This is a genomic window from Microbacterium paulum, from assembly GCF_015707995.1.
Taxonomy (GTDB): domain Bacteria; phylum Actinomycetota; class Actinomycetes; order Actinomycetales; family Microbacteriaceae; genus Microbacterium; species Microbacterium paulum.
Window position 1 is genome coordinate 16327 of the sequence record NZ_JAAGRY010000012.1, and the last position, 22943, is coordinate 39269.

At 69.9% G+C, this 22943-nt stretch carries 21 protein-coding genes and 1 riboswitch; of the genes, 6 read left to right on the top strand and 15 right to left on the bottom strand.

Annotation, left to right across the window (positions count from 1 at the left end):
- Positions 1–6 precede the first annotated feature (6 nt).
- The 6 genes from G3N18_RS04590 to ribD all read right to left on the bottom strand — a co-directional run bounded on the left by G3N18_RS04590 (position 7) and on the right by ribD (position 5689).
- A complete protein-coding gene (locus tag G3N18_RS04590; protein WP_196383126.1) occupies positions 7–1470 on the bottom strand; it encodes an MFS transporter in 1464 nt (487 codons plus the stop codon).
- Between the two features lie 210 nt (positions 1471–1680).
- Positions 1681–2031 (bottom strand): Fe-S protein, encoded by a 351-nt coding sequence (locus G3N18_RS04595; RefSeq protein ID WP_196383127.1) that lies wholly within the window; start codon positions 2029–2031, stop codon positions 1681–1683.
- A gap of 103 nt (positions 2032–2134) precedes the next feature.
- On the bottom strand, positions 2135–2608 hold the full coding sequence (gene ribH / locus G3N18_RS04600; RefSeq protein ID WP_196383128.1) for a 6,7-dimethyl-8-ribityllumazine synthase: 474 nt from the start codon (positions 2606–2608) through the stop codon (positions 2135–2137).
- Positions 2605–3942, bottom strand: a complete 1338-nt coding sequence (gene ribA, locus G3N18_RS04605; RefSeq protein ID WP_196383129.1) for a GTP cyclohydrolase II — start codon at positions 3940–3942, stop codon at positions 2605–2607. The genes ribH and ribA overlap by 4 nt, the downstream gene beginning before the upstream one ends.
- Positions 3939–4616: a riboflavin synthase gene (locus tag G3N18_RS04610; protein WP_196383130.1), complete on the bottom strand. Its 678-nt coding sequence runs from the start codon at positions 4614–4616 to the stop codon at positions 3939–3941. Before G3N18_RS04610 ends, ribA begins: the two co-directional genes overlap by 4 nt.
- 2 nt (positions 4617–4618) lie before the next feature.
- Positions 4619–5689 (bottom strand): bifunctional diaminohydroxyphosphoribosylaminopyrimidine deaminase/5-amino-6-(5-phosphoribosylamino)uracil reductase RibD, encoded by a 1071-nt coding sequence (ribD, locus tag G3N18_RS04615; RefSeq protein ID WP_196383131.1) that lies wholly within the window; start codon positions 5687–5689, stop codon positions 4619–4621.
- Positions 5690–5760: 71 nt separating this feature from the next.
- Positions 5761–5924: riboswitch (FMN riboswitch) on the bottom strand.
- A gap of 215 nt (positions 5925–6139) precedes the next feature.
- On the opposite strand from ribD, the gene glpK reads away from it, so the two are divergent.
- Positions 6140–7675 carry a glycerol kinase GlpK gene (gene glpK, locus G3N18_RS04620; RefSeq protein WP_196383132.1) on the top strand — a complete coding sequence of 512 codons (1536 nt, stop codon included), beginning with the start codon at positions 6140–6142 and terminating at the stop codon, positions 7673–7675.
- A gap of 15 nt (positions 7676–7690) precedes the next feature.
- Here the strand turns inward: glpK and G3N18_RS04625 are convergent, their stop codons facing one another.
- From G3N18_RS04625 to sdhC, 9 genes are all read right to left on the bottom strand, one after another.
- A complete protein-coding gene (locus tag G3N18_RS04625) occupies positions 7691–8563 on the bottom strand; it encodes an Fpg/Nei family DNA glycosylase (RefSeq protein ID WP_196383133.1) in 873 nt (290 codons plus the stop codon).
- A 39-nt stretch (positions 8564–8602) separates the two neighbouring features.
- Complete coding sequence (locus tag G3N18_RS04630) at positions 8603–9163, bottom strand: GNAT family N-acetyltransferase (protein ID WP_196383134.1); 561 nt, start codon at positions 9161–9163, stop codon at positions 8603–8605.
- Positions 9164–9236: 73 nt separating this feature from the next.
- Positions 9237–10241 (bottom strand): tryptophan--tRNA ligase, encoded by a 1005-nt coding sequence (trpS, locus tag G3N18_RS04635; RefSeq protein WP_196383135.1) that lies wholly within the window; start codon positions 10239–10241, stop codon positions 9237–9239.
- A 90-nt stretch (positions 10242–10331) separates the two neighbouring features.
- The gene (locus G3N18_RS04640) at positions 10332–11183 is read right to left on the bottom strand and encodes an exodeoxyribonuclease III (RefSeq protein WP_338038269.1); all 852 of its coding nucleotides are present in this window, start codon (positions 11181–11183) and stop codon (positions 10332–10334) included.
- A 39-nt stretch (positions 11184–11222) separates the two neighbouring features.
- Entirely contained in the window at positions 11223–12458 is a 1236-nt protein-coding gene (locus tag G3N18_RS04645) for a YhjD/YihY/BrkB family envelope integrity protein (protein WP_196383136.1), read from the bottom strand.
- A 31-nt stretch (positions 12459–12489) separates the two neighbouring features.
- On the bottom strand, positions 12490–13254 hold the full coding sequence (locus tag G3N18_RS04650) for a succinate dehydrogenase iron-sulfur subunit (RefSeq protein WP_196383137.1): 765 nt from the start codon (positions 13252–13254) through the stop codon (positions 12490–12492).
- Complete coding sequence (sdhA, locus tag G3N18_RS04655; protein WP_196383138.1) at positions 13254–15089, bottom strand: succinate dehydrogenase flavoprotein subunit; 1836 nt, start codon at positions 15087–15089, stop codon at positions 13254–13256. The genes G3N18_RS04650 and sdhA overlap by 1 nt, the downstream gene beginning before the upstream one ends.
- 61 nt (positions 15090–15150) lie before the next feature.
- On the bottom strand, positions 15151–15642 hold the full coding sequence (locus G3N18_RS04660) for a succinate dehydrogenase hydrophobic membrane anchor subunit (RefSeq protein WP_196383139.1): 492 nt from the start codon (positions 15640–15642) through the stop codon (positions 15151–15153).
- Positions 15642–16076, bottom strand: a complete 435-nt coding sequence (gene sdhC, locus G3N18_RS04665; RefSeq protein WP_196383140.1) for a succinate dehydrogenase, cytochrome b556 subunit — start codon at positions 16074–16076, stop codon at positions 15642–15644. The genes G3N18_RS04660 and sdhC overlap by 1 nt, the downstream gene beginning before the upstream one ends.
- Positions 16077–16330: 254 nt before the next feature.
- Between sdhC and G3N18_RS04670 the strand changes: the two genes are divergently transcribed.
- The 5 genes from G3N18_RS04670 to G3N18_RS04690 all read left to right on the top strand — a co-directional run bounded on the left by G3N18_RS04670 (position 16331) and on the right by G3N18_RS04690 (position 22943).
- Entirely contained in the window at positions 16331–17446 is a 1116-nt protein-coding gene (locus G3N18_RS04670) for a mannose-1-phosphate guanylyltransferase (RefSeq protein WP_196383141.1), read from the top strand.
- Positions 17447–17577: 131 nt separating this feature from the next.
- Positions 17578–18705: a BMP family lipoprotein gene (locus G3N18_RS04675; RefSeq protein WP_196383142.1), complete on the top strand. Its 1128-nt coding sequence runs from the start codon at positions 17578–17580 to the stop codon at positions 18703–18705.
- 103 nt (positions 18706–18808) lie between these two features.
- The gene (locus G3N18_RS04680) at positions 18809–20323 is read left to right on the top strand and encodes an ABC transporter ATP-binding protein (RefSeq protein ID WP_196383143.1); all 1515 of its coding nucleotides are present in this window, start codon (positions 18809–18811) and stop codon (positions 20321–20323) included.
- Positions 20320–21624, top strand: a complete 1305-nt coding sequence (locus G3N18_RS04685) for an ABC transporter permease (protein WP_338038270.1) — start codon at positions 20320–20322, stop codon at positions 21622–21624. Before G3N18_RS04680 ends, G3N18_RS04685 begins: the two co-directional genes overlap by 4 nt.
- Positions 21621–22943, top strand: a complete 1323-nt coding sequence (locus G3N18_RS04690; RefSeq protein WP_206692966.1) for an ABC transporter permease — start codon at positions 21621–21623, stop codon at positions 22941–22943. The genes G3N18_RS04685 and G3N18_RS04690 overlap by 4 nt, the downstream gene beginning before the upstream one ends.

Here is a 22943-nt window from a genome sequence, read left to right on the forward strand (position 1 = left end):
TAGCGGTCAGAGCGATCCGGTCTCACCGAGGCCGATGTTGGTGTCGTAGTCGACGTCTTTGGTCTCTTTCGAGAGCGCGAGGGCGATGAGGGTGAGCACCGCCGAGCCCGACAGGTAGAGCCCGACGAGCCAGGGCTGGCCGCCCGCCGCGCTCCAGAGGGCGACGGCGACGAGCGGGGCGAGGGCGGCGCCGAGGATCGACGACACGTTGTACGAGATCGCCGACCCCGTGTAGCGCACGTTCGTCGGGAAGAGCTCGGGCAGCACGGCGCCCATCGGTCCGAACGTCGCGCCCATCAGCATGAACCCGAACACGAGGAACGCCTGCACGAGCGCGCCGGTGAACTTCGGGTCGAGCTGCGGCATGAGGAAGACGTTGAACAGCAGGCCGAACACGCCGATCGCCGCCGTCACCCAGATGAGCAGTCGGCGTCGCCCGATCGTGTCGGCGACGGGGCCCGAGAGCAGGGTGAAGATGCCGAAGAAGACGACGCCGATGATCTGCATGATCACGAAATCGGTGTACCCGAAGCCGAGGCCCCCGACGTAGGTGGTCGGGTCGAACGCCGTGCCGGCGGCGTCGGCCACCTTCTGCGCGGCCGCGAGCGTGGGCTTGGTGCCGTACGAGAGGGTGAAGCTCGTCATCAGGTAGAAGAGCACGTAGGTCGCGAGCATGATGAATGTGCCGAGGATGAGGTTCTTCCAGTTCGAGCGGATCACCTCGCCGAGCGGGAACTTGCGCAGCGCGCCGGTCTTCTCGGCCTTGACGAAGGTCTCGGACTCGACGAGCTTGAGGCGCACCCACAGGCCGATGATGACCATGACGGCCGAGAAGAGGAACGGCACGCGCCAGCCCCAGGCGAGGAACGCCTCGGAGCGCTGCGCGGGGCCGTCGGGGTGCGGCAGGGCGAAGTTGATCACCAGGAACACCGTGTTGGCGATGATGAAGCCGATCGGTGCGCCCAGCTGCGGGAAGGTGCCGTACCAGGCGCGCTTGCCCTTCGGGGCGTTCTCGGTGGCCACGAGCGCGGCGCCCGACCACTCACCGCCGAGGGCGAAGCCCTGGAACAGGCGCAGCACGAGCAGCAGGAACGCGGCCCACCAGCCGATGTCGTTGAAGGTCGGCAGGCAGCCGATGAGGAAGGTCGCGATACCCATCGTGAGAAGGGATGCCACGAGGGTCGCCTTGCGGCCGAACTTGTCGCCGAAGTGGCCGAAGATCACCGCGCCGATGGGGCGGGCCACCATCGCGGCGCCGAACACCGCGAACGACGAGAGCAGAGAGGTCGTCTCGTTGCCGGTGGGGAAGAAGAGGATCGGGAAGACGAGCACGGCCGCGGTCGCGTAGACGTAGAAGTCGTAGAACTCGATCGTGGTGCCGATGAGGCTCGCGGTGATGACGCGGGAGCGCGGGTTGGCGGGGACCGGAGCCGTGGCGGTGCGGCCCGTGCCGGTGGGAGATGAAGACATGCGAATGGGGACCTGTCGAAAGAAAGGGAAGGTCCTCGTGGGACGCACCGGTGGCGGGCGTCCGTGGCAGGGGTGGTGCGGCGGGCGTCGCGGCGATGGGGGCACCGTGCTCCCCGGCAGGATCCCGGGGGGCGATAAACGATCCTACGCCCGGCCGAAGCGCCCGGGCGTAGGAGAGTGCGAATCGGTGCGGCGCTCAGCGCCGGGCGGTCAGCGCCAGATGGCGGCGATGGCGGCGTTGACGAAGGTGAGCACACCGACCGACCAGAAGAGGGCCGGTGCGAGCGTGCCGGTCTTGCGCTGACGCGCGGTGCCGATGCCCAGGAGCGCACCGATGATGAGCAGGATGACGAGCTTCACGCCGAGCTTCGTGTAGTTCAGCGGGTATTCGATGCCCCAGGGCGCGGCCAGGGCGAGGCCCGCAACGGCGGCGATGACCATGCCCCAGGTCATCAGCCGGGTGAAGCGGCGCTCGCCGAAGGCGGCGACGACCCAGGCGCCGAACAGCACCGCGAATCCCACCAGGTGGACGAGGACGACGACGTGACGCAGGGTTTCCATACCCTCAGCCTACCTGAAGGATGGGTCGCGCTGCGCTCCCGGCCTGCCGTGCAGCGGATCCGCCGCGCGGCAGGCCCGCCGTGCGGCCGATCCGCGAGGCCGCTCAGCCGCGCAGGTCGCGGAGGAGCAGCGCGGTGCGCAGGGCCGCGTCGGCGGCCTCGGCGCCCTTGTCTTCTTTCGAGCCGGGCAGGCCCGCGCGGTCGAGGCCCTGTTGCTCGTCGTCGAGGGTCAGCACGCCGAAGCCGACGGGCTTTCCCGCGTCGAGCGCGACGCGGGTGAGGCCGTCGGTGGCCGCCGACGAGACGAACTCGAAGTGCGGGGTGCCGCCCCGGATGATCACGCCGAGGGCGACGACCGCGTCGGCCCCGGCATCCAGCGCCGCTTTCGCGGCCACCGGCAGCTCGAACGAGCCGGGCACGCGCACGAGCCGCCAGTCGGCGCCCGATTGTTCGAGTACGCGCTCGGCGCCGGCGATGAGCCCGTCGGTGATCACGTCGTGCCAGAGCCCCGCGACGACAACGACGCGCAATCCGGTCGCGTCGATCTGCTGGGGGGCGGGGGCGCCGTGGCCGCTCATGCGTGCTCCTTGGTGTCGGTGTCGGTGCCGATCGGGGTCTCGGCGGGGGTGGTCGACTCGGCCCCGTGGGCGAGGGCCGCCTCGAGCTCGTCGGCCCCGATGATGTGGCCCATGCGGTCGCGCTTGGTCTCGAGGTACTGGTGGTTGTTCGGGCCGACGCCCACGAGCAGGGGCACCTGCTCGACGATGTCGAGACCGAGGGCGCGCAGCTGGTTCACCTTGTCGGTGTTGTTCGTGAGCAGGCGCACCTTCTCGATGCCGAGGTCGGCGAGGATGCCTGCCGCGGCGGCATAATCGCGGGCATCGGCGGGAAGGCCGAGCGCCAGATTCGCGTCGACCGTGTCGAGCCCGCGCTCTTGCAGGCTGTAGGCGCGCAGCTTGTTGATCAGGCCGATGCCGCGCCCCTCGTGGCCGCGCATGTAGACCACCACGCCGCCGCCGGTCGAGATCGCGTCGAGCGCCGCGTCGAGCTGCGGGCCGCACTCGCACTTGAGCGAGTCGAACGCTTCGCCGGTGAGGCACTCCGAGTGCACGCGCACGAGCGAGGCCTCGTCGGTCAGGTCTCCCGACACGACCGCGATGTGGTCGGTGCCGGTGACCCGGTCTTTGTAGGCGAGAAAGCGGAACGTGCCGTGAGAGGTGGGAACCTGCGCCTCGGCGCGCAGACTCACCCGGCGCCGGGGGCCGTGGACGACAGCGTCGGCGGCGTCGGCGGGCGCCTCGGGGGCGGTGCCGTCGAGGTACGCGATGAGCTGCTCGATCGTGATGACGGGGATGCCTTCGCGCTCACCCATCTCGATGAGGCCCGGCAGCCGCATCATCGAGCCGTCTTCGGCGACGACCTCGCCGATCGCCGCGACCGGCTGGAGGCCCGCGAGTTTCATGAGCTCGACACCGGCTTCGGTGTGGCCGGCGCGCTCGCGCACGCCACCGTCGACGGCGCGCAGCGGCAGGATGTGCCCGGGCCGGATCACCGACGTGGGGACGGATGCCGGGTTGGCCAGCACGTTCAGGGTGTGCGAGCGGTCGGTCGCGCTGATGCCGGTCGACACGCGGTCGGATGCGTCGACGCTCACCGTGTAGGCGGTGCCGCGGCTGTCTTCGTTCACCGCGACCATCGGGGGAAGGTCGAGCCGGTCCGCCCACTCGGCCGGCATGGGGGCGCAGATGAAGCCGCTCGACCAGCGGATGGTCCAGGCGAGCCACTCGGGGGTCGCGAGCTCGGCCGACAGGATGATGTCGCCTTCGTTCTCGCGGTTCTCGTCGTCGGCGACGATGACCGGCCGCCCGGCGCGCAGCGCGTCGAGGGCCTCGGGAATGGTGGAAAGGCTCATCGCGAGCCTCCTTCGGGGGTCTCGGTGGACTCGGGAGTCGCGGGGATGTCGGTTGCGGACGATGTCGGTGCGGCGAAGGCGAGCAGACGCTGCACGTGCCGCGCGAGGATGTCGGTTTCGAGGTTGACGAGGTCGCCGGGTCGGCGAAGGCCCAGCGTCGTCACCTCGAGGGTCTCGGGGATGAGCGACACCTCGAACCACGGGGCCGGGTCAGAGGCATCCGACACCGCGCTCACCGTCAGCGAGACGCCGTCGACCGTGATCGATCCCTTGTCGACGACGAGGGGCGCGAGCTCAGTCGGCAGAGACACCCGCACGACCTGCCACTGCGCGCCGGGTACGACCGCGAGCACCTCGCCCGTGCCGTCGACGTGGCCCTGCACGATGTGACCGCCGAGGCGGGTGTGCGCGGCGAGGGCGCGCTCGAGGTTCACCGGGGTGCCCGCGGCGAGGCCGCGGAGGCTCGTGACGGCGAGGGTCTGATGCATGACGTCGGCGGTGAACCAGTCCTCGCCCTGGTCGACGACGGTGAGGCACACGCCGCTGACAGCGATCGAGTCGCCGTGCGAGGCATCCGACACCGCGCGCGGACCGCGCACGGTCACCCGCACGCCGTCGCCTGACGGCTCGACGGCGGTGATCTCGCCGCGCTCTTCGATGATCCCGGTGAACATGGTCAGTCTTCTTCCTTCGAGAGGGCCTCGGGTGCGGCGACGACGAGCAGGTCGTCGCCCAGGCACGCGAGGTCGGTCACGGTCAGCCGCCGCTGCGCGGCGATGGTCGGCACGCCCAGGTCGCCGGTGGCGAGGCGGTCACCGCCGAGGAGCGTCGGTGCGAGATAGATGAGCAGCTCGTCGACGAGACCCGCGCGCACGAACGACGAGGCGAGGGTCGGGCCGCCCTCGACGAACACCCGCTGTGCGCCCAGTTCGCGCAGCCGGTCGAGTAAGTCGGCGAGGTCGTCGCCCTCGTCTTGCATGAACGGCACCGGATGACGGCGCACGGCCGCGTCTTGCGGCACGGCGCGCGTGCCGACGACGACGGGGCGCGGCTGGTGCTCGTAGAGCGAGCCGTCGGGTCGGCGCGCGGTGAGGGCGGGGTCGTCGGCGAGCAGGGTGCCGGTGCCCACGACGATCGCGTCGGCCGCGGCGCGGCGCACGTGCACGTCGGCGCGGGCGGCGGGCCCGGTGATCCACTGGCTGGTGCCGTCGGATGCCGCGGCGCGCCCGTCGAGCGACTGCGCCCACTTCACGGTGACGTGCGGGCGGCCGAGCCGCTGCACGGTGAGCCACGAGTCGAGAAGGGCTCGGCCTTCGTCGCCCAGCACGCCCGCCTCGACGTCGACGCCGGCGGACCGCAGACGCGCGCCGCCGCCGCCGGAGAGGGCCCCCGGGTCATGCACCGCGTAGACGACCCGGCCGACGCCGGCCTCGAGCAGCGCCACCGCGCAGGGACCGGTGCGCCCGGTGTGGTTGCAGGGCTCGAGCGTCACGACCGCCGTCGCGCCCCGCGCCGCCTCGGCGCCGTGCGTGGCGGCGAGGTTCGTCAGCGCGTCGATCTCGGCGTGCGGTGTGCCGGCACCGCGGTGCCAGCCCTCGGCGAGCACCTCGCCGGCGGGAGAGAGGATGACCGCGCCGACCTGCGGGTTCACGCCGCGCGGTCCGTTCAGGGCCAGCTGCAGCGCACGGCGCATCGCACGCTCTACGGCGCGCTGCGTCGCGTCGGGCTCGCGTTCGGCCTCTGGCATCCGTCGTCCTTCGTGAAGGCTCCGGGGCGGGCGATGCGCGGTCTGCGCGGCAGGCGTCGCGAACGGCGCCGCCCGTGCTGCCTCCCATCCGGACTCGCGCCGCCTTCTCAAAAGAAGGGCGTCGCATCACCGTCGGTCCCGGAATTCCACCGGGTCGACCCGCCCGATCTCTCGATCGGAGGGGCTCGCGGACTGTCACCGCCGGTTCGGATTCTCACCGACCCCGGAGCACGTTGTTCTGTTCTCGATCCTACTCAACGCACCGCGCGGCGTTTCATTCCGTGTCGGGCGCACGCGGGCGCTCGCCGCCGCGCACCGGCTCGCACGACGCTCGGCAATCACCCACCTCGGTCGCGATAGCGTGAGAACTCCCGCGTACCCACCGGCACGACCCCCCGCCTGTCGCGTGGAACGGGAGTCCGGATCATCACCGCTCGACGAGGAGGCGACGTGCCGCAGCACGTGATCGCGATCGACCAGGGCACGACCTCGACGCGTGCGATCGTCTTCGACGCGGCGGCTCGGCCCGTGGCCAGTGCCCAGCGCGAGCACGCGCAGATCTTTCCGCGCGCCGGCCGGGTCGAGCACGACCCCATCGAGATCTGGGCGAACGCGCAAGAGGTGATCGCCCACGCGCTGCGCGACGCCGGGCTCACCGCCGCCGACGTCGCCGCCGTCGGCGTCACCAACCAGCGCGAGACCGCGATCGTGTGGGACCGGCGCACCGGCCAGCCGATCCACAACGCGCTCGTCTGGCAAGACACGCGCACCCAGCCGCGCATCGACCGCCTCATCGCGCGCCGCGGCGTCGGCGCGTTCGCCGAGCAGACCGGACTGCCGCTGGCCACGTACTTCTCCGCGTCGAAGATCGCGTGGATCCTCGACAACGTCGACGGGGCCCGGGAGGCCGCCGCAGCGGGCGATCTGCTCTTCGGCACGCCCGACACCTGGGTGGTCTGGAACCTCACGGGCGGCGTCGACGGAGGCATCCACGTCACCGACGTCACGAACGCGTCGCGCACCCTGCTGATGGACCTGCGCACCCTCGACTGGTCGGACGACCTGCTCTCGGTGTGGGACATTCCGCGCGCCATGCTGCCCGAGATCCGTTCGTCGTCGGAGGTGTTCGGCGACGTGCGGCAGCCGGCAGCACTCGCGGGGGTGCCGATCGCCGGAATCCTCGGCGACCAGCAGGCGGCGGCGTTCGGCCAGACCGCGTTCGAGGCGGGCGAATCGAAGAATACCTACGGCACCGGCAACTTCTTGCTCGTGAACACCGGCACCGACATCGTGCGCTCGGCGGCGGGCCTCATCACGACCGTCGCGTACCAGGTCGGCGACGACGCCCCGCGCTACGCCCTCGAGGGCTCGATCGCCGTCACCGGTTCGCTCGTGCAGTGGCTGCGCGACAACCTCGGCGTGATCCGCACGTCCGATGAGGTCGAGCAGCTCGCGGCATCGGTCGCAGACAACGGCGGCGCCTATTTCGTGCCCGCCTTCTCGGGACTGTTCGCCCCGTACTGGCGGCCCGAGGCGCGGGGTGCGCTCGTCGGCCTCACCGGGTACGTCACGAAGGCGCATCTCGCCCGCGCGGTGCTCGAATCGACCGCTTTCCAGTCGCGCGACGTGATCGAGGCGGTCGTGGCCGATGCGGGCCGCCCGCTCACCCTGCTGCGCGTCGACGGCGGCATGACGCGCGACGCGCTGCTGATGCAGTTCCAGGCCGACATCCTCGGCATCCCCGTGGTGCGCCCGAAAGTCGTCGAGACGACCTCGCTCGGCGTCGCCTACGCCGCCGGGCTCGCGGTCGGCGTCTGGTCGTCGCTCGACGAGCTGCGCGCGCACTGGCAAGAAGACGTGCGGTTCGAGCCGCGGATGGGCGCCGAAGAGCGCAGCCGCCGCTACCGGCAGTGGAAGAAAGCGGTCGCCAAGTCGATCGACTGGGTCGACGACGACGCCCGCATCCTCATGGGTACGACCGACTGACCGGCGCCCGTCTGGCTACTTCAGCAGCCGCGACAGCCGCCGGTCGGCGAGCAGCTTGCCGCCCGTCTGGCAGGTCGGGCAGTACTCGAGCGAGTTGTCGGCGAAGAACACCGACCGCACTTCGTCACCGCACACCGGGCACGCCTCACCGCGCCGTCCGTGCACGGCCATGCCGCGTCGCTTGGCGTCTTTGAGGTCGGCGGGCGGGCGGCCGGATGCCTGGGCCACCGCATCGGTCAGCGTCGCCCGGAGCGCTGTGTAGAGCCGGTCGACCTCGTCGTCGCCGAGGCTCGCGGCCAGCGCGTACGGAGACATCTTCGCCGCGTGCAGGATCTCGTCGGAGTAGGCGTTGCCGATCCCCGCGACGATCGACTGGTCGCGCAGCACGCCCTTGATCTGCGTGCGGCGGCCCGTGAGCAGCCCGGCGAGGGTGTCACGTGTGAAGTCGGCGCTCAGCGGATCGGGCCCGAGCCGTGCGATCCCCGGCACCTCGCCCGGGCTTCGGGTGACGTACACGGCGAGCGACTTCTTGGTGCCCGCCTCGGTGAGATCGAATCCCGATCCGTCGTCGAGGCCGATGCGGAGGGCGATCGGCGTCTTGCCCGGCCGGATCACCGTCGCGGGCAGCTGCTCGTACCAGCGCAGCCAGCCCGCCTTGGCGAGATGGAAGACGAGGTGCACGGGCGAGCCCGAGGCATCCGTCGTCAGATCGACGAACTTGCCGTGCCGCGTGCTGCGTGTGATGGTCGTCCCGACGAGGGCGTCGAGCGGGGGATCGTACGTCTTCAGCGCCGCGATGTTCGCGAGGGTCGCCTTCGTGATCGCATGCCCGACGGCGCGCTCGGCGAGAAAGTCGACGAGCCCCTGCACCTCGGGCATCTCGGGCATGCGCCCATCCTGACACGGCGCACCGACACGCGGGCGGGGTCAGACCACCGGCCAGCGCTGCGGCGTGCGGTCATCGCGCGGTAGGAGGGCTGCTGCCCAACCATCGCGCCGGCCTTCCTTGGTGATCAGCGCTCTGCGCCGCACGCCCTCGAAGCGGAACCCGAGCGTCTGCGCCACGCGCGCCGACGCGGCGTTGCCGACGGCCGCGTGCCACTCCATGCGTTCGAGCGCGGCGCCGGTCGGCGCGAAACCCCAGTCGACTACGGCGCGGGCCGCCTCGGTCAACAGACCCCGTCCGCGAGCGGACGCGCCGAGCCAGTAGCCGAGCTCGCCCGACCCCTTGCCGTCGACCCGGTAGAGCCCGACCACCCCGACCGGCACGCCCGCCTCGCGCACCGCCCACGAGAGTCGGTCGCCGTCGCGCCACCCGGCCTGGCTCGCCGCGATGAGCTCGTCGGCACCCGCCCGCGTGAAGGGCGACGGCACCGAGGTGTACCGCTGCACGGCGGGGTCTTGCCCCGCCGCCACGATCGCCTCGGCATCGCCCTCGCCGAGCACGGAGAGCTCGAGTCGGGGCGTCTGCAGCAGCACCGGTTCCATCCCACGAGCGTAGTTCGCCCGTGGTGCGGCGTGGCCGGTCGCCCGGCCCCGTCTCACCCCGCTTATGCCGAGCTCAGCGGCGGCGCAGCAGCCCGATCTTGTCGTAGACGTCGCCGAGGGTCCGCTCGGCGACCTCGGCGGCGCGGTCGGCGTTGGACGCCAGAACGCGGTCGAGCTCGGCGGGGTCGGCGAGCAGTTCGAGCGCGCGCTCGCGCACGGGGCCGAACTCGTTCACGACGACCTCGGCGAGACCCTTCTTGAAGTCGCCGTAGCCGCGACCGGCGTACTCGTCTTCGATCGAGGGGATCTGGCGCCCTGTGAGGGCGGCGTAGATCGTCAGCAGGTTCGAGACGCCGGGCTTCGACTCACGGTCGTAGCGCACGGTGCCGTCGTTGTCGGTGACGGCGCGCATGACCTTCTTGGCCGAGACCGCCGGGTCGTCGAGCATCCACAGCACGCCGGCATCCGACTCGGCCGACTTCGACATCTTCGCGGTCGGGTTCTGCAGGTCGTAGATGCGGGCGGTGTCTTTCTGGATCACCGGAATGGGCACGGTGAAGGTTTCGCCGTAGCGCGCGTTGAACCGCTCGGCGAGGTCGCGGGTGAGCTCGACGTGCTGCTTCTGGTCGTCGCCGACCGGCACGATGTCGGTCTGGTAGAGCAGGATGTCGGCGGCCATCAGCACCGGGTAGGTGAACAGGCCCACGTTCGTCTGGTCGGCGCCGTAGCGGCTCGACTTGTCTTTGAACTGCGTCATGCGCCCGGCTTCACCGAATCCGGTGATCGTCGACAGCACCCACTGCAGCTCGGCGTGCGCGGCCACGTGCGACTGCACGTACAGGGTCGACCGCGACGGCTCGATCCCCGCGGCGATGTACTGCGCGGCGGTGCGGCGGGTCTTCTCGCGGAGCTCTGCCGGGTCGTTCGGCTGAGTGAGGGCGTGCAGGTCGACGACGGAGAAGAACGCGTCGTAGGCATCCTGCAGATCGCGCCACTGCAGGAGCGCACCGATGTAGTTGCCGACCTGGAGGGAGTCGGCAGACGGCTGCATTCCGGAGTAGAGGCGAGGTTTGGTCACCGCCCCAGTCTATTCCGCGGATGCCTCGTGCCCCGCCGCGCCCGCAGACCCCGCCGCGCCCGCAGAGCGGGACCGAGCCCTCGACCCAGATCAGAACACGTAGTCGGCGACGACGGGCGCGTGGTCGCTCCACCGGGTGTCCCACGAGCGTGCGCGCACGACGCGGTAGTCGACGACCCGCTCCGCCAGGGCGGGGGTGGCGAGGTGGTAGTCGATGCGCCAGCCCGTGTCGGTGTCGAACGCCTTGCCGCGGTTCGACCACCACGTGTACGGCCCGTCGACCTCTCCCGCGAAGCGGCGCCCGACGTCGACCCAGCCGAGGCCGGTGCCCGTCGACCCGTCGACGCCCTCGACCTCTTCGCCCGCCGGTCCGGTGAACCGGTCGAAGTAGGCGCGCTCGCGCGGCAGGAAGCCCGCCTTCTTGACGTTGCCCTTCCAGTTGCGGATGTCGAGGGTGCGGTGCCCGACGTTCAGGTCACCGGTGATCACCGCGTGCTCGCCGAGCAGGGGCATCCGCGCCGTCATCGCGTCGAGGAAGGCGTACTTCGCGTCCTGCTTCGGGGTGCCGTCCTCGCCGGTGTGCACATAGGCGCTCACGACGGTGACCCTCCGGCCGGCGACCTCGATGTCGGCCTCGACCCAGCGCCCGCGCGAGTCGAGCGTCTCGTCGCCGAGGTCGATGCGCCAGATGTCGAGGGGCTCGCGGGCCGCGATCGCGACGCCGGCGCGGCCCTTGGCGAGGGCCTCGTCGTTCACGATGTGCCAGCCCGGGAGGGCGGCGGCGAGATCGGATGCCTGGGCGCGCACCTCCTGCAGGGTCAGGACATCGACGTCGGCGGCATCGAGCCACGCGCTCATCCCCTTGCGGACGGCGGCGCGGATGCCGTTGACATTGACGGAGGCGAGGCGAAGGCGGGGGGAAGAGGATGACTCGATGGGCACCGCAAAAGCCTAATCACGACCGCCGACACGAGCCTCGCGTCACCCGAACAGGTCGGTATGCCACCGCGACGCGGGCGCGGGCGCCGCCGCCTCGACCTCGGCGAGCTCCGCCTCGGCCTCGCGCACCGCCCGCGTCGCGGCGAAGCGCCGGTACCAGGGGGCGTCGGCGCGGTCGTCGCGTGCCGTGCGCAGGCGCACCTGCGCGGCCAGCAGCAGCGCGGCGTGCTCCTCGCGCAGCCGGTCGGCGTCGCTGAGGTACGCGAGCGGCTCGTCCTCGTCGCTCGCCGCGACGGCGATCCACGAGGCGGAGACGAGGATGATGATCCCGATCACGCGGAACCACAGCAGGAGGCCGATGAAGATCGTGAAGGTCGCCAGCAGCGGGTTGCTCGGGGTGTAGCGGAGCACCCAGCCGGCACCGAGCTGCAGCACGGTCAGCGCGATGCCGCCGAAGAGCCCGCCGGGGCGGATCCGTCGCCAGGTGAGCGACGTGCCGGTGAGGAAGCGGAACAGCAGCGCCAGCGCCCCGGTGAACACGGCGACGGACACGAGGATCGACACGAGCCCGAGGCCGAGGCGATACCAGCCGGAGGCGGTGCTCCAGCCGAGCAGCGAGAAGATCCAGCCAAGCGCCCAGGTGCCCGCGAAGCTGACGGCCGAGCCGAGCACCAGCGCGATCCCGAACAGCAGCGCCGCCACGAAGTCGCGCGCCTTCAGCAGCACGTACGAGCGGTCGTCGAAGGGCAGTCCGAAGATGTCGCGCACTGCGCGGCGGGTGAAGGTCACGAACCCGATCGAGGTCCAGATCGCGGTGAGCACCGCGACGACACCGGTGACGGCCAGCACGCCCGTCGATCCGGTCGCGATCTCGGTGACCTGCTCGGTCGTGAACACCCCGCCCTGACCCTCCGGGCGGATGAGCCCGGGGATGTACGAGTCGATGATCGCGATGAGGCCCTGCACGGCGGCAGGGCTGCCGCCGAGCCACAGACCCACGCCCGCGAACGCGACGTAGATCACCGCGAAGAAGGAGAACAGCGCCTGATAGCTCACCCCCGCGGCGAGGAGGAACCCGTTGTGCTGCAGGAAGTGCCGCCACACCCGCACCGGGAAAAGCGCGAGCGTCTTGCGCGTGATCTCCGTCGCGGCGTTCAGCGGCGCGTCGAATCGCTCCCGCAGGGATGCCTGGGTGCTCTCCCAGCGCTCGCGCAGCCCCTCCTCTTCCGCGCGCGCCGAATCGGCCGCAGCGCGGGCGGAGGAAGGGTGTTCGCTCACGTCGTCAGGATAGCGAGACGGCGCGGCGGGCTCAGTGCCGCAGGATCGCCTGCTTGACCTCGGCGATGGCCTTGGTCACCTCGATGCCGCGGGGGCATGCCTCGGTGCAGTTGAAGGTCGTGCGGCAGCGCCACACGCCCTCCTTGTCGTTGAGGATGTCGAGGCGGGTCGTCGCGGCGTCGTCTCGCGAATCGAAGATGAAGCGGTGCGCGTTGACGATCGCGGCGGGGCCGAAGTACTGGCCGTCCGTCCAGAACACCGGGCAGGACGACGTGCACGCCGCGCACAGGATGCACTTGGTCGTGTCGTCGAAGATCTCGCGGTCCGCGATCGACTGGATGCGCTCCTTGCCGGCTTCCGGCTTCGAGTTCGCGATGAGGAACGGCTGAACCTCGCGATACGACGCGAAGAAGGGCTCCATGTCGACGATGAGATCCTTCTCCAGCGGCAGGCCCTTGATCGCCTCGACGTAGATCGGCTTCGCGATGTCGAGGTCCTTGATCAGCGTCTTGCAGGCCAGCCGGTTGCGGCCGTTGATGCGCATCGCGTCCGATCCGCAGATGCCGTGCGCGCACGACCGGCGGAACGACAGCGACCCGTCGACCTCCCACTTGATCTTGTGCAGCGCGTCCAGCACGCGGTCGGTCGGGTAGAGCTCGACGTCGTAGTCGACCCAGCGCGGCTCGGCGTCGACCTCAGGGTCGAATCGGCGGATGTTGAAGGTGACGAGATACGACTGGATGGGGGCCTCGCCGGTCGATTCCACGACGGCGGCATCGTCGGCGACGAGCGTCATCAGTACTTCCTCTCCATCGGCGGGTAGTTCAACTCGCCCGCCTCGTTCTTCGTGAACACGACCGGCTTCCAGTCCAGGCGGATGTGGTCCTCGGGGTCGGGCGAGTGCGGGTCGCCCGTGAGGTACGCCATCGTGTGCTGCATGTAGTTCTCGTCGTCGCGGTTCTCATAGTCCTCGCGCATGTGGCCGCCGCGGCTCTCCTTGCGGTTGCGGGCGGCGTAGGCGACGATCTCGGCGAGGTCGAGCAGGAAGCCGAGCTCGACGGCCTCGAGCAGGTCGGTGTTGAACCGCTTGCCCTTGTCGTCGACGTGGATGTTCTTGTACCGCTGACGCAGGTCGTGGATCGTGCCCAAGACGCTCGTCAGAGTCTCCTCCGTGCGGAAGACCTGCGCGTTGGCATCCATCTCCTCCTGCAGCGTCTTGCGGAGGACGGCGATGCGCTCGGTGCCGGGGTTGTTGCGCAGGCCCTCGAGCATCTCGCGGACCTCCTTCGCCGGGTCCTCGGGAAGCGGCACGAAGTCGGCCGTCTGGACGTACTCGACGGCGTTTCGGCCGCTGCGCTTGCCGAACACGTTGATGTCGAGGAGCGAGTTGGTGCCGAGACGGTTGGCTCCGTGCACCGAGACGCACGCGCACTCGCCGGCGGCGTACAGGCCCGGCACGACGGTGTCGTTGTTCTGCAGCACCTCACCGTTGTTGTTGGTGGGGATGCCGCCCATGGCGTAGTGCGCCGTCGGCATGACCGGGACGGGCTCGGTCACCGGGTCGACGCCGAGGTAGGTGCGGGCGAACTCGGTGATGTCGGGGAGCTTCGTCTCGAGCACCTCGGCACCCAGGTGCGTGCAGTCGAGGTAGACGTAGTCCTTGTGCGGGCCGGCGCCGCGGCCCTCGAGCACCTCTTTGACCATGCAGCGGGCGACGATGTCGCGGGGCGCGAGGTCTTTGATCGTCGGGGCGTAGCGCTCCATGAAGCGCTCACCCGAGGCGTTGCGAAGGATCGCGCCCTCACCGCGGGCGCCCTCGGTGAGGAGGATGCCGAGACCCGCGAGGCCGGTCGGGTGGAACTGGAAGAACTCGATGTCCTCGAGCGGCAGACCCTTGCGCCACACGATGCCGACGCCGTCGCCCGTCAGGGTGTGGGCGTTGGAGGTCGTCTTGTAGATCTTTCCGAACCCGCCGGTCGCGAAGATGACGGCCTTGGAGTGGAAGACGTGGAGATCACCGGTCGCGAGCTCGTAGGCGACGACGCCGGCGACCTGGGTGTTGCCGTCGTCGTCTTTCACGGTGATGAGGTCGAGCGCGTAGTACTCGTTGAAGAAGTTGATGCCGAGCTTGACGCAGTTCTGGAACAGCGTCTGCAGGATCATATGGCCCGTGCGGTCCGCGGCGTAGCAGGCGCGACGGACGGGCGTCTTGCCGTGGTCGGCGGTGTGTCCGCCGAAGCGGCGCTGGTCGATCTTGCCCTCGGGGGTGCGGTTGAACGGCAGACCCATGTTCTCGAGGTCGATCACGGCGTCGATCGCCTCCTTGGCGAGGATCTCCGCGGCATCCTGGTCGACGAGGTAGTCGCCGCCCTTGACGGTGTCGAAGGTGTGCCACTCCCACGAGTCCTCTTCGACGTTGGCGAGCGCGGCGGCCATGCCGCCCTGCGCGGCGCCGGTGTGCGAGCGGGTCGGGTAGAGCTTCGTGATGACGGCGGTGCGGGCGCCGGGGCCCGCCTCGATCGCGGCGCGCATGCCCGCGCCGCCGGCGCCGACGATGACGATGTCGAACTCGTGGTAGTACACACCGTCCCGCAGGACGGCTTCGGGATGCGCGGTGGTCGCGGTGCTCACGTCAGGGATGCCTTCGTCTTCTTCTTCGTCGTTGTCGTCTGCGCGGTCGTGTGCGCGCCGCTCAGCGTGCCGAGCACATCTCGATCAGCCAGTCGGTCGTCGAGTTCTCGATGCCCAGGCACGGGTCGAAGGTGAAGACCACCAGCGTGCCGAGGAGGATGAGGAACCCGGCGGCGATCCACAGGGCCCAGACGAGCACCTTCCGGGTCGTCGCGCCGGTCACGTAGTCGTTCACGATCGTGCGCATGCCGTTGGCGCCGTGGATGAGGGCGAGCCAGAGCATCAGCACGTCCCACCACTGCCAGAACGGGCTCGCGAACTTGCCGGCGACGAACGCGAAGTCGATGCCGTGGATGCCCTCGCCGAGCATGAGGTTCACGAAGAGGTGCCCGAAGATGAGCACGACGAGCAGCACACCCGAGATGCGCATGTACAGCCAGCCGAGCTTCTCGAGGTTGCGCCCCCGGCCGCGCGGGCGCGGGGAGCGCGGCGCGGCGATGTCGGCGAGGTGCGCGTCGAGCTCGCGCTCCTGAGCATCGTGGACGAAAGACATCAGTGCCCCCCTCCCACGTTCGCGAAGACGTTCATGAGGTGGCGCGGCGCGAACCCGGCGAGTGTCACGGCCCACAGGCCGATGACGCCCCACCACAGCTGGCGCTGGTGGCGGGTCGCCCACGGCCACAGGTCGACCGCGATGATGCGCAGGCCGTTGAAGGCGTGGTAGGCGATCGCGGCGACCAGGAAGACCTCGCCGATGCCCATGATCGGGTTCTTGTACGTGCCGATGACCGCGTCGTACGCCTCGGGGGAGAGGCGGATGAGCGCGGTGTCGAGCACGTGCACGAGCAGGAAGAAGAAGATGGCGACGCCGGTGATGCGGTGCAGAACCCACGACCACATGCCCTCGTTGCCGCGGTACAGCGTGCCGCGCGGGGTCTTCGACGTGGTCTGGGCTACCGACGGTGTGACGCGTGCTGGTGCAGACACGGTCGTCCTCCCTTGGTGTGAACGGACACCTCGCTACGGCGGGGGCCGGGTCCGGCCGGGTCTCCGGCCGTGACCGGGGGCCCATCTCGTCGCACACAGGTGCCCTCTCATCCTAGGTCGCCCCGTCGCGGGGCGGCGAGGAAGGCCACCCTAAGTTCTCTCGATGTCGAGACAATCCGCACGAATCCCCTTTCTTTCGGAAGGGTCCCGGCGTTCTCCCGGGTGCGCGCCCGCGCCCTCGGTAGGCTCGGGGCATGGCTTCACCGATCGACGACTTCTACGCCGTTATCCCCGCGGGAGGCGTCGGCAGCCGCCTCTGGCCCCTCTCCCGGGCGGACGCCCCGAAGTTCCTGCACGACCTCACCGGCTCCGGGCACTCGCTGCTGCGCGACACGTGGGACCGCCTCGAGCCGCTGAGCGGGCCCGACCGCATCGCGGTGGTCACCGGCCGCGCGCACCGCGCCGCCGTCGAGGATCAGCTGCCCGGCATCGCCGACCACAACGTCATCCTCGAGTCCGAGCCCCGCGACTCCGCCGCCGCGATCGGTCTGGCCGCCGCGATCCTGCACCGCCGCGAACCCGACGTGATCATCGGATCGTTCGCGGCCGACCACGTCATCCGCGGCACGCGCGTGTTCGAGTTCGCGGTGCGCGACGCCGTCGAGGTCGCCCGCGAGGGCTACATCTGCACCGTCGGCATCGCCCCCTCCGAGCCCGCCGTCGGGTTCGGCTACATCAAGCGCGGCGCAGAGCTCGTCGTCGACGGCGCGCGGGATGCCTCGCTCGTCGAGCGCTTCGTCGAGAAGCCCGACCTCGAGACGGCGAAGACCTACCTCGCCGACCGCGATTACCTGTGGAACGCCGGCATGTTCATCTCGCGCGCCGACGTGCTGCTGGCCGAGATCGCGGCGAACAACCCCGAACTGCACGCCGGCCTCGTCGAGCTCGCCGAGGCGTGGGATGACCGCGACCGCCGCGGACCCGCCGTCGACCGCATCTGGCCGATCCTGCCGAAGATCGCGATCGACTACGTCGTCGCCGAGCCCGCCGCCGACAAGGGCCGCCTCGCGGTCGTGCCCGGGCACTTCGACTGGGACGACGTGGGAGACTTCGCGAGCCTCGCGAAGCTCAACTCCGGCGGGCGCAAGAACGACCTCGCGATCCTCGGCGAGAACGCCCGCATCCTCTCCGACGCCGCGAGCGGCATCGTCGTCAGCCACACGACCCGGGTCATCAGCCTCATCGGGGTGAAGGACATCGTCGTCGTGGACACACCCGATGCGCTGCTGGTCACCACGAGCGAGCACGCCCAGCGGGTGAAGGGCGTGGTGGATGCCTTGAAGCTCACCGGTCGCGGAGACGTGCTCTGACGCGAGATCATTGCGTCTTTGTAACCATTGGGTTGCACGGGCCCGCGCGGCGTGCAAACGCCCCGTCACAGTAGGTAACTTCGATCAGGTGCGCCCGCGAGATCCGCGTGCCCATCAATGTGGAGGCTGCATTGACCATCTCGACCACCAAGAAGCTCGCCGGCATCACCGCCGCTGCCGGGCTCATCATCGCTCTCGCCGGCTGTGGCTCGGCGCCTGACGCAGACTCGACCGGATCGGCCGCCGCCGGCGGCACCGTCGACGGGTTCCTCCCCTGCCTGGTCTCTGACGCGGGCGGCTGGAACGACAAGTCGTTCAACGAGTCGGCCAAGAACGGCATGGACAAGGCGGCCAAGGAGATCGGCGTGACGCCGCTCGAGTTCGAGTCGAAGACCGACAACGACTACGCGCCGAACATGCAGACCGCCATCTCCGAGGGCTGCACGCTCGTGGTCGCCGTCGGCTTCAAGCTCGCCGCCGCCACGATCGAGTCGGCGAACGCCAACCCCGACCTCGACTTCGCGATCATCGACGACTACGCCGACGCCGACTTCGACGGCGAGCCCGACGCGCCGAACATCAAGCCCCTCGTCTTCAACACGGCCGAGGCCGCCTACCTCGGCGGCTACGCCGCCGCGGCCTGGTCGGCCCAGGCCGGCGTCAACAAGGTCGGCACCTTCGGCGGCATGCAGATCCCCTCGGTCGCGGTCTTCATGGACGGCTACGAGATGGGCGTCAAGAAGTACAACGAGGACAAGGGCGCGAACGTCCAGGTCTTCGGGTGGGACAGTGCGACGCAGGAGGGCTCGTTCACGGGCGGCTTCGACGCGAACGACACCGCCAAGCAGACCGCTCAGGGCGTGCTCGACCAGGGCGTCGACGTCATCCTGCCCGTCGGCGGCCCGGTCTACCAGAGCGCGGCGGCCGCCATCAAGGACAGCGGCAAGGACACGCTCATGCTCGGCGTCGACAGCGACCTCGCCGTCGCCGACCCCTCGGTCTCCGACATCACGCTCGTCTCGATCATGAAGGCGATCGACGTCTCGGTGTACGACACCACCATCGCCGCGTCGAAGGGCGACTTCGACCCGACGCCGTACATCGGCACGCTGAAGAACGAGGGCGTCAAGCTCTCGAGCTTCCACGACTTCGAGTCGAAGCTGCCCGCCGGTCTCACCGACGAGCTGAAGAAGCTGCAGGACGACATCATCGCCGGCACCATCAAGGTCGAGTCGAAGAACTCGCCCGCCGGTTCGTGATCTGACCCTGTCTGCCCTCGGGGCGAGCAGCCGCGTGCTGCTCGCCCCGAGTGGCGTCCGGTCACCCCCCCAGCCAGAGAACCGACCCAGGTAGGGTTTTGATATGAAGCTCGAGCTCCGCGGAATCACCAAGAGATTCGGCAGCCTCGTCGCCAACGACCACATCGATGTCGTGGTCCAGCCGGGAGAGATCCACGCTCTCCTCGGTGAGAACGGCGCCGGCAAGTCCACGCTGATGAACGTGCTGTACGGCCTGTACCGCGCAGACGAGGGCGAGATCCTCCTCGACGATGTGCCGCAGAACTTCCGGGGCCCCGGTGATGCGATGGCTGCCGGCATCGGCATGGTGCACCAGCACTTCATGCTGATCCCCGTCTTCACCGTCGCCGAGAACGTCATGCTCGGCCACGAAGACACCAAGGCGTTCGGTCGTCTCGACCTGAACGCCGCCCGAAAGCACGTGCGCGAGGTGGCGCAGCGCTTCGGGTTCGACATCGATCCGGATGCCCTGGTCGGCGACCTGCCCGTCGGCGTGCAGCAGCGGGTCGAGATCATCAAGGCGCTCTCCCGCGACGCGAAGGTGCTCGTGTTCGACGAGCCCACCGCCGTCCTCACCCCGCAGGAGACCGACGAGCTGATGGCGATCATGCGCCAGTTGCGCGACGAGGGGACATCCATCGTCTTCATCACCCACAAGCTGCGCGAGGTGCGCGAAGTGGCCGACCGCATCACGGTCATCCGCCTCGGCAAGGTCGTCGGCGAGGCGTCGCCCACCGCGACCAACGCCGAGCTCGCCTCGCTCATGGTCGGCCGCGCCGTCGAGCTGACCGTGCACAAAGACGCCCCGCACCTGGGGGACGGCGGCCTCGAGGTGCGCGACCTGCGCGTGCTCACCACGACCGGCGCCATCGTCGTCGACGGCGTCTCGTTCGACGTGCGGCCGGGCGAGATCCTCGCCGTCGCGGGCGTGCAGGGCAACGGCCAGACCGAACTCGTCGAGGCCATCGTCGGCCTCGCCCCGCGCGTCGAGGGCTCGATCAGCCTCGGCGGCACCGAGCTCGTCGGCAAGAGCGTGCACGCGATCCTCGGCGAGGGTGTCGGGTTCGTGCCCGAAGACCGCAAAGAGGACGGCCTCGTCGGCGGCTTCTCGGTCGCCGAGAACCTCATCCTCGACCGTTCCTCCGACCCCGCCTTCGCGCGGGCGGGAACGCTCCGCCGCGGCGCGATGGACACCTTCGCCCGCGACCGCATCGCCGAATACGACATCCGCACGCAGGGTCCGCAGACCGCGGCCGGCACGCTCTCCGGCGGCAACCAGCAGAAGGTCGTCATCGCCCGCGAGATGAGCCGCGAGCTGCGGCTGCTCGTCGTCGCCCAGCCGACGCGCGGCGTCGACGTCGGGTCGATCGAGTTCATCCACAAACGCATCATCGAAACGCGTGACTCCGGCATCCCGATCATCGTCGTCTCGACCGAGCTCGACGAGGTCAGCGCCCTGGCCGACCGCATCGCGGTGATGTACCGCGGCACCGTCGTCGGCATCGTTCCCGGCGACACGCCCCGAGACACGCTCGGCCTCATGATGGCCGGCGAGACCGAACCGGAGGTGGCCGCGTGAGCGAGTCGACACCCACTCACGAAGTCGAGCACAGCGCGCGCCCCGAAGACACCCCGCGTGCCGTCGGACCGCTCTTCGGCGACGCACCGCCGACGCGCAGCGCCGTGTTCCTGCGCGAGCTGATGCGCGGCAGCGCCGTCACCACGATCCTCGCGATCGTGCTGGCCATGCTCGTCGGCGGTGTGCTCATCGCCCTGACCGACAAAGACGTGCAGGCCGCCGCCGGGTACTTCTTCTCGCGCCCCGGCGACACGTTCGTCGCCATCTGGAAGTCGGTCTCCGGCGGCTACGAGGCGCTGTTCCGCGGAGCGGTGTTCAACCCCAAGGGCAACGACTTCGCGGCGCAGATCCGCCCGATCACGAACTCGCTCGGATTCGCCGCCCCGCTCATCGCGGCCGGCCTCGGTGTGGCCCTCGCGTTCCGCGCCGGCATGTTCAACATCGGCGCGCGCGGTCAGATGCTCATCGGTGCGATGTTCGCGGGCCTGTTCGCTTTCAACCTCGACCTGCCGATGTGGATCCACCTGCCCCTGACGCTCCTCGCCGGCATCGTCGGCGGGGCGCTCTGGGGCGGCCTGGTGGGCCTCCTGAAGGCCAAGACCGGCGCGCACGAGGTGATCCTCACGATCATGCTCAACTACGTCGCGTTCTACCTGCTGCTCTGGATGCTGCGGACGCCCGGCCTGCTGCAGGCCGCCGGCAGCAACCAGCCGCAGACCCGGCCCACCCCCGCATCGGCGCAGTTCCCCGACCTGCTCGGGCCGCAGTTCCCGAACCTCGACTGGGGCTTCGTCATCGTCATCGCCGCGACCGTGTTCGTGTGGTGGCTGATCGAGCGCTCGAGCCTCGGCCTGCGCCTGCGGGCCCTCGGTGAGAACCCGCACGCCGCTCGCGCGGCGGGCATGAGCGTCGACCGCCTCTACATCTACGCGATGCTCTTCGCCGGCGGCCTCGCGGGCCTCGCGGCGATGAACCAGATCCAGGGCAACGTGACGACCGGCTTCGGGGCGACCATCGATGCCGGCATCGGCTTCGACGCCATCACGGTGGCCCTCCTCGGCCGCAGCCGGGCGTGGGGAACCTTCGCCGCAGGCATCCTGTTCGGCGCCCTCAAAGCGGGGTCGTTCTCGATGCAGGCGCAGGGAATCCCCGTCGACATCGTGCTCGTCGTGCAGTCGCTGATCGTGCTGTTCATCGCGGCGCCGCCTCTGCTGCGCGCCGTGTTCTTCCTGCCCAAGACCGATGCCGAGAAGGCCGCCGCCGCGCGCGCCAAGGCGGCCAAGAAGGCGGTGGCCGCATGAGCGCCCCGGTTCCCGAGACCTCCGCAGCGACGGGGCAGCCCGCCGCGCAGATCGAGCAGCTCGACGGCACGATCCAGCTCGCCGTCGTGAAGGAGCGCCATTTCAAGGCGCCCATCGTCCTCGCCGTCGTCACCGTGCTGCTGGGCGCGCTGTTCGCCTTCGCCCCGCGTGACGGCGTATCGACCTTCCGCCTCGGCGACCCGTCGCAGTCGTTCGCCCTGCCCGACATCGACGTGCCGACCGCGCCCACCGCGTGGTTCGTCTGGGCGGTGCTCGTGGTGCTGACGCTCGTCTCGATCTGGATGGCCTGGTCGTACCGCCGTCAGCCGCTGTGGCTCACGATCGCCTTCAGCGTGCTGGGCGTGTTCGCGTTCCTCGTCTGGGCAGGCGCGGGCGGTCTCGTGCCCGTGCCGAGCCTGCTGTTCGGCGCGGTGTCGCTGTCGGTGCCGCTCGTCTTCGGTGCCCTGGGCGGCGTGATCGGCGAACGGGTCGGCGTCGTCAACGTCGCGATCGAAGGTCAGCTGCTGCTCGGCGCGTTCTCGGCGGCGCTGCTGTCGAGCATGACTGGCAACCCGTTCGTGGGTCTGCTCGGCGCCATGCTCGGCGGTGTGCTGGTCGCCTTCGTGCTCGCCGCCTTCGCGATCAAGTACCTGGTCGACCAGGTGATCGTCGGCGTCGTGCTGAACGTGCTCGTCACGGGCCTCACCGGCTTTCTCTACGGGGCGCTCCTCGTGCCGAACGAGCAGCAGCTCAACCGGCCCGAGCGCTTCAGCCGCATCCAGATCCCGGGCCTCAGCGAGATCCCCGTGATCGGCCCGGTGCTGTTCAACCAGACCTTCATCGTCTACCTGATGTTCGTCACCGTCGCGCTCGTCGCGTGGGGCCTCTACCGCACCCGGTGGGGCCTGCGGCTGCGCGCCGTCGGCGAGCACCCCCAGGCGGCCGACACCGTCGGCATCAAGGTGAACACGTCGCGCTTCTGGAACGTGTCGCTCGCGGGCGCCATCGCCGGTATCGGCGGCGCGTACTTCACGCTCGTCTCGGTGCCCCAGTTCGGCAAGGACATGACCGCGGGCCTCGGCTTCATCGCCCTCGCCGCCGTCATCTTCGGCCGGTGGGACCCGATCCGCGCCGCGCTCGCCGCGCTCCTGTTCGGCTTCGCGACCAACCTGCAGAACCTGCTGACGATCCTTAAGACGCCGATCCCCAGCGAGTTCATGCTCATGCTGCCCTACGTCGTGACGATCCTCGCGGTGGCCGGTTTCGCCGGCCAGATACGCGGGCCCGCGGCATCCGGCAAGCCCTATATCAAGGAGTGA